Below are 13,410 nucleotides of genomic sequence, written 5' to 3'. Positions count from 1 at the left end.
TAAACAATATCCTAACGATTAAATAAAAAATACAATGTGCCGATATGCCATGATGGTTTATAAAGGTCATTATGCCTGTTTCAACTGTCAGAAAACCTTCAAACGTCGTGTTTTAAAAGATGTAGACAGAGATGCTCAGATCTCCGTGGAAGCCAAGTGCCCCGAATGTGGGAACCTTATGGCTAATATGGGACTGGACTTTGAATCACCGGCGAAAAATGACCATAAACAGTGGGCACATATTCGTAATCTATATACGGTAGGAATTACTTTTCATTCCTGTGGATGTTCCGGGCCGGGATATATTCCCCAAGATCGCAAAGCCATTATCACTTATTTTGAAAAAATACGTGCAGAATATATGCGCTCTCTTGTTTATTGGAGATACCGCATAGAACCGGAAACCAAAAGAGAACGTGAAATTGAGTATCAGCAAAATGGTTCTAAACTATGGCCTGTAAGTCGCGATGCTTTTAAGAAAACGGTTACTAATCAGGAAGGAATCAATTACTGGATCAATAAAATTAAAGAGGTAGAAGAACGTCTTAATCTCATTAAAGAAACCAAATAACTTATTTTTTCAAATACAAAAAGATGGAAGTTGGAAGAAGGAAACTGGAAGTTACTTTTAGTTGTTGTATCAATTAAAGTCATAATCTATCAATTCATTTCTATAATATAAATATCATCTATGTGCCTGTATGGAAAAATAAAATATTACTTTGCTTTCTCCAGCTTCAGAAGTCTTTTAAAATCATCTTTTATGCTTTTATCCTCTTCTCTCATATAATCTCCACTGAAAGGAGCTCCACAGTCCTGGCTGTTTACAATATGCATCAGAGATCCGCCTTCAAAATAATTCCGGGTTTCAACAATCTCTGATTTCTCAAAATCAAAGGCCTCGGTATCATTATTTTCCTTCATGGCTTTTGCATCGTAGAAAAGCGGACGATTGTACTTATAGTCCTTTTCAAACACAAAAGACAACTTACTGTTCAGCAAATAATACTCAATCAAAACCTGCCCCATTTCCCCATAATGCCTGGCCATAATTTTTTCCAAACGGTTATTTTTATAATAATAGGTAGCTTCCCCACCTTCTGCAGACTCGCCTTCAATATTTTTCTTTTTGATGCTGGTCCATTGAGTGATTGAATTGATTCGCTTAAAATTGGACTGAATGGGCTTTAACCGGTCTTTAAGGTATTCATTGGCTTCAATATCTTCTTCATAAAGGCTTTCCTTAATTCTTATGGTATCTTCTTTTTTTAAAGAAGAATCCAGCGATGTATGAAGAAAACCTTCCGCATATCCCAAATGGAAAGTTAGCAGAAGCATCAGAAAGCTTTGTAAATATTTATTTTTCATATTATTATGTTGAGAGGTTATGGTTTCTGTCCGGCATCATTGGATCTATCTTTCACAAAATTACTAAATCTCTCTATAGATTGGGACCCAAATGTGAGGTAATCTTTTGTCGTAGTTTTACTACAATTTTTAAAATTTAACCTTAAAAATGAATTTCAAATTTAGTTTTTTAATAGTTTTATGGTATAATTCACTTACGATGGAAATTGGTTTTTTAGAATATAAGGTTCGTAACGGAGATTCCCTGAGCTCCATTGCTTCCCGGTTGGGTATTACCGGAGAAGAGCTTAAGCTTTTTCATAATTCCCATTGTCAAAGAATGGATAGAATCTGGTTTGAGAATCTTAATGAGGTGAAAAGTGTTTTCGTCCCTGTACAATTGCGAACAGGAAAAGAAAAAGAGCAAAAAAGAAAAAATGCACTTCCCTCTTCGCAGGCGTCAGATTCATTTTTTGCCAAAACTTATAAGGTCTCTGAGACGTTTGAAAACCCATTTGAACCTTCATTAACTATAGATTATAGTATAGATCTTGATGTTCATAAATACAAAAATAAGAACCTTCATATCGTTTCTTACCGTCAGGGGAATTTTAAAACCAATAGCAAAACTCCTGAGGATAAGATGAGTGAACTTTCCATTGCCTGTATGAAAAGTATTATGCCTATTGATTTTACCCTAAGTGAATCAGGCAAAATTACAGGATTTTCAGATCATAAAAAGATTGTCAATACTTACTCAGCCCAACGGAAAGATCTTGACTTTTTCGCCGGAGAGATTTCTGAGCGTTATATGAATACATTTGAAAAGAATATTTCGGATGAGAAGTTTTTTCTTCAACAGTTTCAAAGTACGCTGCTCTTTCAGACTTTATTCCCGAAAATGGATTGGTTTCACAAGAAAACAGATTGGACAGAAGCTTTTTATTTTTTACAAAATTCCTTTCCTGTGGAATGCATTATGGGCAGTGAGCAGGAGAATGAAGATCAGGAGCATATTACAACCCTTCTGACAGGCAACAGTGCAGAATTCTACAGTTTACAGGAATTAAAAACGGGAACAAAATATAATGAACCTGCTGATGATCCCGTTTCAGGAGAATTTATCATTCAATACACCACCCATAGGAAAAATAAAACCCTTCTTCAGGCCTCGGCTACTGTAAGCCTATGGCGTGGAGAAGAATCAATTCAAAAACACACCATTACGATAACACAAGGATAATATGAAAAATCATGTCATACAGCAGGGTGACACCTTCAGCTCTCTGGCTCAGCAATTTAAGCTGAAAAATGAAGGTATCTTAAAGACCTATCACAACCTCCATTGTTCAGAAGAGGATATTATGCAGGAACCTATTCCCGGGAAGAAAATTCTTATTCCGGAAGATCCACAGCTTATGGCTGAGGAATCCGGTTCTCAATATCCTTCTAATCCATCTTCTGAGGAAGAAGCTACAGATGAAGCAACCAACGAGGGAGCTTCTTCGGAGCAGTCATCCAGTGAAGCCCAATCAACTGACAAATCAGATAAAAACCAAGAGAAAAAAGAAGAAAAGAAAGATAAAGGTGGAGATAGTGGTTCCAATCCCCATGATGGAAAATATTTTGTGATCCAGAAAGGAACGGTACAGTGTAATCAGGGCTTCAAGTTTCCTAAATTTAAAGTAACGAGTCACCAGAAGCATTATTGGAATGATAAAGAAGGACAGGCAGATTATCTTGCCGCAACAGAAGATGATCTGCAATTCGATCCTCCTGCACAACCTTTTGGGCAATGTAAGCTTAAACCCACTTCGGGAGGATATCTTCCCTGCGCTTATGCCGCTGCCGGAAAATGGCAAAAATCCTATGAAAAAGTAAAGGTTATGGGAAAGAGCTGCCTGACAGAAATATCTGAACTGATGTGTACCACAGGTGGTAAAATAACGATCTTAAAACATGGCCAGCAAAGCGAAGCAGGCAAAAACCAGGTCAATAAAGCAGATACAAAGGAGCAACAGGTTTATAATCCTGTTGTCAATTTTGACCAATTCAAAGCAGAAACAGATGAACAGGAGGCAGAAGCGTGGTAACTAAAAAACTAAAGATCATGGCAAAAAAAGGCGTTTTAAGAATTACAGGAAATACATCTCCCAAAACCGGAGTCAAAACATTTTATAAAGTAACGGAATGGTATCCCGATACTCCACTTAGTGAACGTAAAGAATCACTTGTTACCTGGGAGTTATTCAGAAAAAGAGAGAATGGTAAGTTTACCACAACTACAATAAAAAAGGAAGGAATAAACCACTTTACTTTTGGTAAAGATGCCTGGAAATATACCTTTAGGGTTGAAGGATATATTCATAGCCCGGAAGGAAAAGAACCCATGTCTATTATTGTAAAACCTCAAAAGAATGAACAGCAGACGACCCCTAAAGAAAAAGAGATTCTCGGAGTAAAACTTACCTATCAGGATGGAACTCCGGTTAATAAAAAATTAAGCTATAAGGATCGGTTATGGGCTACTGCCAAATGCCAGGGAATGGAGGGAGAATATATTACATTCTCTCTTTGGGAAGATGATGAAATAGGGGAAGGTCATCATAAAAAAAATCAATTTATATTGAAATCTTCTCCTGTACAGGTAGATAGCAAAGGGTATTCCCGTTGGAATTTTGCATTACTTAATACTTATATCGCTATTGCTAATAAACGAGAGGATGATAAAAAGAAACATGAATATTATGTTATAGCAGAATACAAAGGAAAGCTGAAAGCATCAGATAATGCTAATGTTAATAATCCTGAATATAAAGCACCTATTCCCCCACCTAAAAAACCTACCGGAAGTAATAATAGCGAAAAACCACAGTCGAAACCAAAACCTGCTCCTCCAAAGCCAAACCAAGATTCTCCAAAAGGATCTACCAGACCTAATTCTCCTAATAATCAACCGGATAAAAAAGGAGTCATCAAGCAGATAAAACTAACGGATCAAAATGGAAAAGAATTCACTAAAAATCCTAAATTTGGGGAAACCATAAGGGTATCTATAGATTCTTATAACCTTGTAGGTAAAAAGTATACGCTTAAAATCTGGGAACATGACCTTATAGGAGATGATCTGCTCTACAGTAAAGAGCATACATTTCTAACCAACCATGTAGACGTTCTTATTCCTCTCACAAAGGAAATGCAGAAAACAGGAGAAATAGGAAGTAATCCTAAAAACCCTGATAAGGGAGAATATTGGCAAGGAGGTCAACAGGAAATCTTTGCGGAAGTTATTATTTTGGACATCTCATCTAAATCAAAAATAATTGATGTGGATATTATGGAAGAGCCCAAACCTCTAAATAATGGGACAACACCTACTAAAAAAGAAAAAACGAATATATCAGTACCTAATACAACGTGTTTATGTAAACAATATGACTTAATTTTAGGAAATAAAGTTAATTGTGCCTTTAGAAAAAAAGTTGTTGAAATATCAAAATCGCTTTGGGGGGAAGCAAAAAAAATAGAAATGGCAAATAATCTTATGGTTATTATGTATTTTGAAACAGCCAAAACATTTAGCCCCTCAAAGCAGAATAGCAGAGGTTTTACAGGATTAATTCAATTTGGAACAGATTCATCTTCTGACCTTGGTACAACTACAGATAAATTAAAAAAAATGTCTGCTATTGAACAATTAGATTATGTAAAGAAATATTTTGAACAAACAGTTTTCAAAGGGAAAATAAACAATTTGCTTGACATGTATTTGGCAATTAATTATCCAGCAATGATAAAAAACAACAAAACTGGTGGAAACAACATTTTATACTCTGCACCTTCTATTCAATATCACACTAATTATTCTTTTATGAAAGAAAGTGGAGAACATGATAATATTGTTGGAGAAGAAATAATTAATGGCAAAAAAATCATAAAAAGAGGGTTCAAAGATGGACATACCTATGTATGGGAAGTAGATAAAGTTATGAAAGAATGGTATGAAAAATACGAATCTGAAAAATGGAATGAAAAATGTGAAGACATACCAGCTATAGAAGAAAAAATATCTACGGGTGGTTGTTTTCAAAATGTAGTTAAAGATGGTTATCTGATTGATTCTAAAATTGAAATCTACAAAAAGGGAACAACACCAGCAATTGATAAGGACATAAAAATAATTGTTTTACACAGGACTCATTATAATTTAAAAAATAATGTAAAAAACTTAATTACAAATAATAAATATCCTGTCCATTTCTGGGTTAATGGAGATGGTAAAATTTATCAACAAACAAGTTTAAATAATAGATCTCATCATATAGGAGTTGCACAGAAAGCTCATACTAAAGCTAATAAATGGGGAAACAACAATTCCATATCTATAGAAGTTAATGGGGAATATCTTGATAAAAATGGTAAGAGAGCTGACAGAGAAATAGCTGGAGGCTATTGGGAAGATGTAACCAAAGAGCAAGCACAATCAGTTGCTTGTCTAGTATCATTTTTACTGGAACATTATTCACTTTCAGTTAAAGATGTTCAAGTACATGAAGAGCTATGTGCTAAAACAACTGGGGAAGGAAAAACTGTGTATAATGCTATGCTTCCTTTACTAAACAAGAAATAATTTAATATAAAAATATGCAACTAATCTCTCATTTATTAATTATAACTGTCCTGTTTAATTATTCTTGTACAAAGGCTAAAATTGAACAACAAAACATAGAAAGAAATAATATTCTACCAAAAACATCTTTGGAAAGAAATAATGAATATACTTTCAGACTACCCGATTTAGAGAAATTAACAGATAAATCTCCTATACTAACAACAGAAGGATTTGGAAATGAAAATGAAGAATCTAGATTTATTGTTGGAGATATTATTATTCTATCTGCAAACGAAAAGCTTTCTTATCTAAATTTACTCCCTAAAACAACAGAGGATGACAGTTACACCATCCACTTAATAATTCAAGACTTAAAGGATAACTCATTTAAAATTGCAAAACAATGGGTCATTGATTTAGATAATTCCGATAGTAATATCCTAACAGATTTTTATAAAAAAAATAAAGTAGAAATAGCTAAAATTTTCAAAAATGAAAACCTCTCTTTTTTAAGTGACAAGATTTCATTTAATTCTTATGATGCAATTAAAAACATCCAATTGAAATATAATTATGAAAATACTGAACAAAAAGAAATAACAGAAATAACTATTCTTAATAAAAAACAAAAAATATCAAATATTCAAATCTCAAAAAAAACATTATGTCCAGAATGTGATTCTTTAGTGATATATAAAGGAGATTATTTAGGAAGTATTTCCTTAGCAAACAATAACAAGTTGCTAATTTTAGGCTTGTTAGAACAAGTATCACTTTCTCCGAGTGCTCTACATATAAGATTTGTTAGGTTATAAACTAAAATGGTTTATCAGAAAATGTAGCAAGTATCAATTTAATTGAAAACTTAACACCTCAAACGATATAAAATAATGATTAAATGTACTATACCAGTCTTAATAAGTTTAGCAATTATTGTTTTTCTTTCTTGCAAAGAAAATACTAAAACTTTTTCTATACCCAGCGAAGATGTATCAAGTTTCGTGACAGATACTTTAAATCAAAACAAATGGATTGGAAACTATGATATTAATTTACAAGGCAAAGGAGAACGTGAAGGAAATGAATATAAAATAAATCTAAAAATTTCAAAAGATTCTGTTATTTATTATGCAGAAGGCTATCAACTCTATCAAAGATTTTTATTAAGTGCTGTTGAAGAAAATAGTATTCTTACTTTAAAATATAAAGAATCCTTAGATGGAACAAATTCTTGGGCTTTAAAAAATACTCAGGACTTTGGAAAAATATATTTAAGAAATGGAAAATATTTTTGGGAAAGCCCTTTTTTAAATATTAGCTTTACTAATAATCAAAAAATGATATACAATTTAAAGGATAACAAATAATATAAAATAATACCTCAATGAGGTTTATAAAAGTTGAATAAACAATTAATTAAATGATGAAAAATATTTCTTTAATTTTCATTTTAACTTTATTTTCTTGCAATAAACAAGAAAGTAAAATGGAGAGTAGAAAAGAAAACTCTATAAATCATAATTCTTTAAAAATCCAAGATACTTTGATAGCCCGTAAAGCTGTTAATAATATTACAGAAAGACCCAATACACCTCATAAAATATCTAAAAATGAGTTTTTTTCAATTAATTCCGATAATGATGGTGTAATTGAAGTAACACTTAATAGAATAAATAAAAGATTTACTAATACAAAAGTGTTAGAAGGCAATTCAAATTGTCCAGACATTAGTCTTGATAGCATTGCATTAAAAAATAACTATTTTACTATCGAAAAGTACAATTGTACGGATAAATTTTACCTGAAAGAATACATCACATTCAAATTTGATAAAGACCTTCTTCTGCATAAATATAGTATAGAATTTACTGACAGGCATGATCCGGATAAAAGTATAACCAATAAAAATTATACTTCTAAAGATTTCGGAAATGTTAAGTTTGAAAATGTTGATCGTGAATTTTTAATAAACTTATTAAACAAATAGTGTTAAACATTAACAAATCTAAGTCAGAAAAAAGAATCAAAAATTGAAAAATATATTTTTTGTTGAGAATTAAGATTTTTACAGCCCCACATCAAGAGTTAATCAACAGAATGAAAAATAACCTAATTTTCTTATCATTATCTCTATTTATTGTAGGCTGCAAAAAAAATGGTAACTCACAAGATAATAATACCCAATTAGCACAAAACAAACCTGATACAGCTTTTCAATTTAAACCGATAGGTTTAGAGACTATAAAAGATTATTCCTTTCCAAAAGAATGGAAAGTTAATACATATGGTGAAGAAAATGTATCACTTAACAATGATGACATTAACTATCAGAGTAAACTTGAAAAAATAGATTATTTTAATAGAATCAAGGGAGGAATAAATGAATATTCGAATCCAGATTATTCTAATTTTGTTAAGCAAGATAGCCTACTAAAGCTTTCAAAAATAGATTCTTTATTTATTACTGATTCTATGAAATTAAATGATGGCAGAAAGATTTTAGCATTTAAAACTGTAGCAACATTAGATAGTAATGAATATGAATTCCCTGTAAAGATTTATAAAGTAGACATCGCTATTTTTGAAGGTAATAATACCATCCAAAGTGAAAATATTTTTTCTGAAATTGATTATCCATATACAACTAAACAAAATATATGTTATTTAGATAAAAATGGAAACTTAGATTGCAAAAAATTTACAATTGATGAAGACAAAGTTTATTTTGACGGAACTTATAAAAAAAATATTTAATATCAAATGACAACTATAAAAAAAATATACAGCTATTTCGCTTTGTTATTCACAATTTTGATCAGTATTTGCTGTAAACAAGCTGTGGAGTCTTCATCAAAAAATGTGACTTACAATAAAGATTATTTTGTTGGAGATACTATTCTTGCCAGCCCAAATTACTTCAATTCTCTGAAGAACAAAAAAGGAGATTTGGTCTTACAACAACAAAATGAAGAATATCTAAAAAAATACACACTATCAGAAAACAATGAATCCTATTTTCCTTTAAAAGATAATGTTTCCATTAAACTTGTAAAAGAAAAACAAACTGATAGAAGTATCATAAAAGTAAACCTCTTTACTTATGTCAACAATAAAAAAACAGATTCAATACAATTTTACAGAAATATTTCAGGAGAAGGTTTTGGAAACTACAACTGTCTGTCTTATTTTAATGCAAAGACAAATAAAATCTGGCAAATAAAGTATTTTCCCTTAAATCCTTTAAGAGGAAATTCAGCAGGCATCGTTTCTTACACAGAAAGCAGCATAAGTCCTGATGGTACAATCAAATCTGATTCTCTACATTATCTGGATGAGTCTTTAGATGTTGAAATGGAGAAAAATAATCTTTATTATTAAGTGTAATAAGAAGCATATATCAAGTATACTTTCATCGAGAGTCAATTAAAAGATATGTCCGGAGTAACAAAAGAGTTAAAGACAGAATGAAGTAAAAACCAAAATACAAATGAGAAACTTTTTAATCCTACTAATATTTATTCTAATTTCATGTTCTGGCAAAAACAAAAAAGAACAAGAAGAGGTTATCAAACCTACGAATACAGTTATACAACAAGATATTAGTACTAACCAAGTCAAGGATATTCTTGATAAGCAAGCCTATTTGGAAAATGATGAAACAGAAGATAAATATACATTATCAAAAATAGATTTAGATATAGTTTCAGATTTAATTAGTAAAGGCTTAAAAAACAAAGGTTATAAAGAACCATCTAGCGAGAATTTTTCAAAAAAAACAAACTCTATTTTTCGTTTGGATATCAAATGTATTCAACATGGAAAAATTGATACAAGGTATCTTGTATATCATGGTAATCTTCTGGATGCATCACAAAGTACGTTAGAAGATAATTTATTTGAGTCATATGCTGAAACAGGAAATATTTTTTTTGATCAGAAAAATAAATTACTGACTCCCTTTGTCTTATTAAAAAATATAGTCACAATTAAAGGACAAAACTACTCTACTCATATTCCTGAAAACATTATTGCAAGAAATAAATATTTATTTAATGATAGCAAAGCTGATCTTGCATGGTTAAAATTTAATGACAAAGCATTTCTTGAAATACTGGTTAGAGATTTTGGCTATGTAAGAGATAAAGATCTTTTAGAATGGTATATAAAAGGAAATGGGATTGAAAAATATCGTAATGATAAAGAGACATATTTGAAAGTATTTTATGCTAAAAATTGTGATAAAAGTTTTGTTGTTCACTCCGAAACTTTTTCATTCATGGATTCTGATTCTGAAAAATATTCAAAAGAAATCTTATCTGTTTTAGAAGATATTAGGACTGATAGAATCAAATTAGAAAATTTGGATTTTCATGAGAAATCTAAACTTATAGCTTACCTATTATATTTTGGAGAAAAACACAAGGAGAAAACAGGTTTGACATTTTCATTTATGGGAACATTTTATGAGCATTCACAAGAGGATTTACAAAAGAAATATGATGATGAATTTAAAAAACAAAAATATTATGGGTTACCTTCTTTTGAGAAATATTGGAATGATGCAAAGATTGAAGGAGATGGAATTGGATTAGATATGTAATAATATTTATAAAAAATGATGAAAACCCTTTCCTTATTTTTCGCCTTCATTTTACTTTCTTGCAATGGAAAAGAAGGTAAAGATCAGCTACGGAATGACAAAGAAATGAACTCTTTAAAAAACGCTCCATACAATATAACAGATGAAGGAGATGGAACAAAATCAAACTATGACGATCTATCTCCTGAATTTACAAAAACTACAATAAAGATAAATGCTAATTGGAATGGGGTATATTATTATAAACCACAAAGTAGCTCAGATTCCATAGGGAGTTATTATATTGATATAGATCAAGCTAATTCAGATTTTGGATTCAGCGGGAAAAATTCCTTTAAGTTTAAAGTAGAACCTAAACAGGAAAAAGATTCATTATTACTTTATAATATAAAAAATAAAGAGTTGATAGGAAAAATTTATAAAAAAAACAATCAATTTTGGATAAAAAGTGACTTAATAAAAACCAAGGAAAAAAATAAAACAAATAATGTTTTTCTCTTACAATACGCCAAATCAGCTGATGATTTAGATTAATTTCAATAATATGGAATGAGTAAAACGAGAGATTTATTTATAGACTCTGGTACTTATAAAAATATAGCACTAAAAAAGTGATTTTTTAATTAATAAGACTACAAAATGATGAAAACCCTTCCCTTACTTTTCGCCTTCATTTTACTTTCTTGCAATGGACAAGAAAGTAAAATGAAGATGAGAAAAAAAAACAAAAGTTCTGAATTAAAAAAAAATGAAGAAATAAAATCATCTATAATTGAAAAAGATAATAATTATTCTATTGTTACTCAAAAAGAAGCTGATATTAACCAGGATGGAAAACCTGACAAAGTAACAGTTTATAGTACTGAATGGAATAAAGAAATTAAACCCAATGATTTTAAGCTTTTCAAAGTAATTGTTAAATTAAGTAATAACGAAAATAAGTTTACAATATTAACCAATGATAACATTATTGAGCCTTACTATCCTGACAATGTAGCATCCGGATTCTCTGATGTCAAAATTAAAGATAATTTCTTTACCATAGAACAGGCTAATGGAGGTGGTGGCGTCATTGACAGGAGCTTTATAACTTTTAAATATGATAAGTTTAAAAAAGGAATTTATTTACATAGATACTCTGTATTAACTACTGAAATGTCTTCCGGAGATGAAAAAGAGTATAAAACAGAACTGACTACAAAAGATTTCGGATCTATCCCATTCGGGAATTTCAATATTAAAGCGATTAACTCTAAATAACAGATTTTTAGAATCATTAAAGGGAGATCAGTATATTATATTTTTAATTTTTGCAATGGGAAAACACCCGTAATAAAATAGCTTAAAATAGAAGTTACAGATGAAAAATATATTATCTATATTTATTTTCGTAATCAGCATTACCTGCGCTTCTCAGCATAAAGAAAGTTCTGAGAAAAACAAGATCAGCCTCAGACAGCTTTCAAATGAAACCAAAAGAAGTTCATTTAAAACTTATGTTAATAATGAAGATTACTTCATAAAGACCATTGATGTTAACAAAGATGGCATCACTGATAAAATTGTAAGCCACAAGCCTTATCAAGGGGAGGATTTGTTTATATTTTTAGGAAATCAGCAGGGAAAATATACACTAGCACTGGAAACAAGGAACTTTTCTGAGGATGGCGGCAATATTATTGGTAATATCATTCCTATTTTTAATGAAAAAGGATTTACTGTAAAAACATATTTCCCTGACCGCGGATACTATGAAAAAGAATATAATGTCATTATGCAAAATAATACATGGCTTCTTCGGAATATTATCTATAAAACAATGTCAGATATTTCTCAGGATGCCGTAATGTACATTTGTGATATTCCTCAAAATATTAATATACAAAAATCCGGATGGACTGACAGAATAACTCCTATTCCGGAAGAAAAAGTAAGGGCTAAAAAGTGCAGAACGGAAAAAATTCAGAATACAGCTTATTTTATTCAGGATCCTGATGGCTATACCAATCTGAGAAAAGACAAAAGCATTACCTCTCAAGTGCTGCAGAAGATTAAATCAGGAGAACAGATTGAAGTGACTGACCAGAATGGCGACTGGTGGTTCGTTACATCACAGGAAGGAAAGAAAGGATATGTCCATAAAAGCAGGATACAATCCAAATAGAAGATTTATATATTTAAGACCTCATGAAAAAAATACTTCCTACCCTTACTTTAATAAGTCTGTGTATATTTTCCTGTCAGGATAAAAAGACAACAAAGCCTTTCAAGCCTGATTCCAATAAAGAAAAATCCGTGACTTCTCCTGCAGAAAAGAAAGACGAAAAAGAAGATAAAGGTTTTATCGTCTTAAAAAACACTTACCAGCAAAAGGATTGGATCAAACTTTATAATAAAGATCATTCAGAATGGAAATCGTTTCAAATGAACGATACTTTCAATGATGATGATGTTACCCCTTACATGATAAAGCCTGAATACACCCTTTTGGTTTTCAAATTCTTAGGCAATGAAAATGGATTTTATAAAGTATTGGTGAATGAAAATACCATAAAATATATAAAAGAATCAGATCCACTGTTTTTATATCAGACCACTCAGGAGCATATTTTATCTGTCTTCTCTGTGGGGTTCAATGAAAAAGAAAACCCTTTAAGAACAATGCCTGATAGTAAAGCCCCATCACAACCACTGGATGATGACAGCTTTTATTATCCTATTAAAATTACCGGAAGTTGGTTAATGGTAAAAGATGATCATGAACAAAGCTTATGGATAAAATGGTGTGACGAAAAAGGACACTTGATACTGGAACTTTACTATGATGCCTAAATGGTAAAAATCCCCATAA

General features: G+C 30.9%; 15 protein-coding genes. 14 read left to right on the top strand and 1 reads right to left on the bottom strand.

What is annotated here, in order from left to right; all coding sequences use genetic code 11:
- Positions 1 to 49 precede the first annotated feature (49 nt).
- Positions 50 to 571: a hypothetical protein gene (locus tag DRF65_RS19730; RefSeq protein ID WP_228438819.1), complete on the top strand. Its 522-nt coding sequence runs from the start codon at positions 50 to 52 to the stop codon at positions 569 to 571.
- 146 nt (positions 572 to 717) lie between these two features.
- Here the strand turns inward: DRF65_RS19730 and DRF65_RS19725 are convergent, their stop codons facing one another.
- Positions 718 to 1,368 (bottom strand): hypothetical protein, encoded by a 651-nt coding sequence (locus DRF65_RS19725; protein ID WP_123947399.1) that lies wholly within the window; start codon positions 1,366 to 1,368, stop codon positions 718 to 720.
- A gap of 148 nt (positions 1,369 to 1,516) precedes the next feature.
- Between DRF65_RS19725 and DRF65_RS19720 the strand changes: the two genes are divergently transcribed.
- The 13 genes from DRF65_RS19720 to DRF65_RS19660 all read left to right on the top strand — a co-directional run bounded on the left by DRF65_RS19720 (position 1,517) and on the right by DRF65_RS19660 (position 13,391).
- A complete protein-coding gene (locus DRF65_RS19720; RefSeq protein WP_123947398.1) occupies positions 1,517 to 2,590 on the top strand; it encodes a LysM peptidoglycan-binding domain-containing protein in 1,074 nt (357 codons plus the stop codon).
- 1 nt (position 2,591) lies between these two features.
- Positions 2,592 to 3,440, top strand: a complete 849-nt coding sequence (locus tag DRF65_RS19715; RefSeq protein ID WP_115972461.1) for a PAAR-like protein — start codon at positions 2,592 to 2,594, stop codon at positions 3,438 to 3,440.
- Between the two features lie 17 nt (positions 3,441 to 3,457).
- Positions 3,458 to 5,977: a peptidoglycan recognition protein family protein gene (locus DRF65_RS19710; RefSeq protein WP_115972460.1), complete on the top strand. Its 2,520-nt coding sequence runs from the start codon at positions 3,458 to 3,460 to the stop codon at positions 5,975 to 5,977.
- A gap of 14 nt (positions 5,978 to 5,991) precedes the next feature.
- Positions 5,992 to 6,774: a hypothetical protein gene (locus tag DRF65_RS19705; RefSeq protein ID WP_115972459.1), complete on the top strand. Its 783-nt coding sequence runs from the start codon at positions 5,992 to 5,994 to the stop codon at positions 6,772 to 6,774.
- Between the two features lie 75 nt (positions 6,775 to 6,849).
- The gene (locus DRF65_RS19700; RefSeq protein WP_115972458.1) at positions 6,850 to 7,326 is read left to right on the top strand and encodes a hypothetical protein; all 477 of its coding nucleotides are present in this window, start codon (positions 6,850 to 6,852) and stop codon (positions 7,324 to 7,326) included.
- A 53-nt stretch (positions 7,327 to 7,379) separates the two neighbouring features.
- On the top strand, positions 7,380 to 7,946 hold the full coding sequence (locus tag DRF65_RS19695) for a hypothetical protein (protein ID WP_115972457.1): 567 nt from the start codon (positions 7,380 to 7,382) through the stop codon (positions 7,944 to 7,946).
- Between the two features lie 110 nt (positions 7,947 to 8,056).
- Complete coding sequence (locus DRF65_RS19690) at positions 8,057 to 8,713, top strand: hypothetical protein (protein WP_115972456.1); 657 nt, start codon at positions 8,057 to 8,059, stop codon at positions 8,711 to 8,713.
- Between the two features lie 6 nt (positions 8,714 to 8,719).
- Positions 8,720 to 9,337 (top strand): hypothetical protein, encoded by a 618-nt coding sequence (locus DRF65_RS19685; protein ID WP_115972455.1) that lies wholly within the window; start codon positions 8,720 to 8,722, stop codon positions 9,335 to 9,337.
- Between the two features lie 109 nt (positions 9,338 to 9,446).
- Entirely contained in the window at positions 9,447 to 10,559 is a 1,113-nt protein-coding gene (locus tag DRF65_RS19680; RefSeq protein ID WP_115972454.1) for a hypothetical protein, read from the top strand.
- Between the two features lie 15 nt (positions 10,560 to 10,574).
- Positions 10,575 to 11,093: a hypothetical protein gene (locus tag DRF65_RS19675; RefSeq protein WP_115972453.1), complete on the top strand. Its 519-nt coding sequence runs from the start codon at positions 10,575 to 10,577 to the stop codon at positions 11,091 to 11,093.
- Positions 11,094 to 11,270: 177 nt separating this feature from the next.
- Entirely contained in the window at positions 11,271 to 11,819 is a 549-nt protein-coding gene (locus DRF65_RS19670) for a hypothetical protein (RefSeq protein WP_123947396.1), read from the top strand.
- Positions 11,820 to 11,919: 100 nt separating this feature from the next.
- A complete protein-coding gene (locus DRF65_RS19665) occupies positions 11,920 to 12,723 on the top strand; it encodes an SH3 domain-containing protein (protein ID WP_115972451.1) in 804 nt (267 codons plus the stop codon).
- Positions 12,724 to 12,746: 23 nt separating this feature from the next.
- Positions 12,747 to 13,391: a hypothetical protein gene (locus DRF65_RS19660; protein ID WP_115972450.1), complete on the top strand. Its 645-nt coding sequence runs from the start codon at positions 12,747 to 12,749 to the stop codon at positions 13,389 to 13,391.
- Positions 13,392 to 13,410 lie beyond the last annotated feature (19 nt).

The sequence above is a fragment of the Chryseobacterium pennae genome, assembly GCF_003385515.1.
GTDB classification, from domain to species: Bacteria; Bacteroidota; Bacteroidia; order Flavobacteriales; family Weeksellaceae; genus Chryseobacterium; species Chryseobacterium pennae.
The sequence above is the reverse complement of the archived record's forward strand: the minus strand, read 5'-3'. Positions and strand labels throughout refer to the sequence as shown.

Coding starts and splice junctions, on each gene's coding strand:
- DRF65_RS19720 (WP_123947398.1), top strand. CDS start 1,517: ATGAATTTCAAATTTAGTTTTTTAATAGTTTTATGGTATAATTCACTT.
- DRF65_RS19665 (WP_115972451.1), top strand. CDS start 11,920: ATGAAAAATATATTATCTATATTTATTTTCGTAATCAGCATTACCTGC.
- DRF65_RS19695 (WP_115972457.1), top strand. CDS start 7,380: ATGATGAAAAATATTTCTTTAATTTTCATTTTAACTTTATTTTCTTGC.
- DRF65_RS19710 (WP_115972460.1), top strand. CDS start 3,458: ATGGCAAAAAAAGGCGTTTTAAGAATTACAGGAAATACATCTCCCAAA.
- DRF65_RS19660 (WP_115972450.1), top strand. CDS start 12,747: ATGAAAAAAATACTTCCTACCCTTACTTTAATAAGTCTGTGTATATTT.
- DRF65_RS19670 (WP_123947396.1), top strand. CDS start 11,271: ATGAGAAAAAAAAACAAAAGTTCTGAATTAAAAAAAAATGAAGAAATA.
- DRF65_RS19700 (WP_115972458.1), top strand. CDS start 6,850: ATGATTAAATGTACTATACCAGTCTTAATAAGTTTAGCAATTATTGTT.
- DRF65_RS19690 (WP_115972456.1), top strand. CDS start 8,057: ATGAAAAATAACCTAATTTTCTTATCATTATCTCTATTTATTGTAGGC.
- DRF65_RS19725 (WP_123947399.1), bottom strand. CDS start 1,368: ATGAAAAATAAATATTTACAAAGCTTTCTGATGCTTCTGCTAACTTTC.
- DRF65_RS19685 (WP_115972455.1), top strand. CDS start 8,720: ATGACAACTATAAAAAAAATATACAGCTATTTCGCTTTGTTATTCACA.
- DRF65_RS19675 (WP_115972453.1), top strand. CDS start 10,575: ATGATGAAAACCCTTTCCTTATTTTTCGCCTTCATTTTACTTTCTTGC.
- DRF65_RS19730 (WP_228438819.1), top strand. CDS start 50: ATGATGGTTTATAAAGGTCATTATGCCTGTTTCAACTGTCAGAAAACC.
- DRF65_RS19715 (WP_115972461.1), top strand. CDS start 2,592: ATGAAAAATCATGTCATACAGCAGGGTGACACCTTCAGCTCTCTGGCT.
- DRF65_RS19705 (WP_115972459.1), top strand. CDS start 5,992: ATGCAACTAATCTCTCATTTATTAATTATAACTGTCCTGTTTAATTAT.
- DRF65_RS19680 (WP_115972454.1), top strand. CDS start 9,447: ATGAGAAACTTTTTAATCCTACTAATATTTATTCTAATTTCATGTTCT.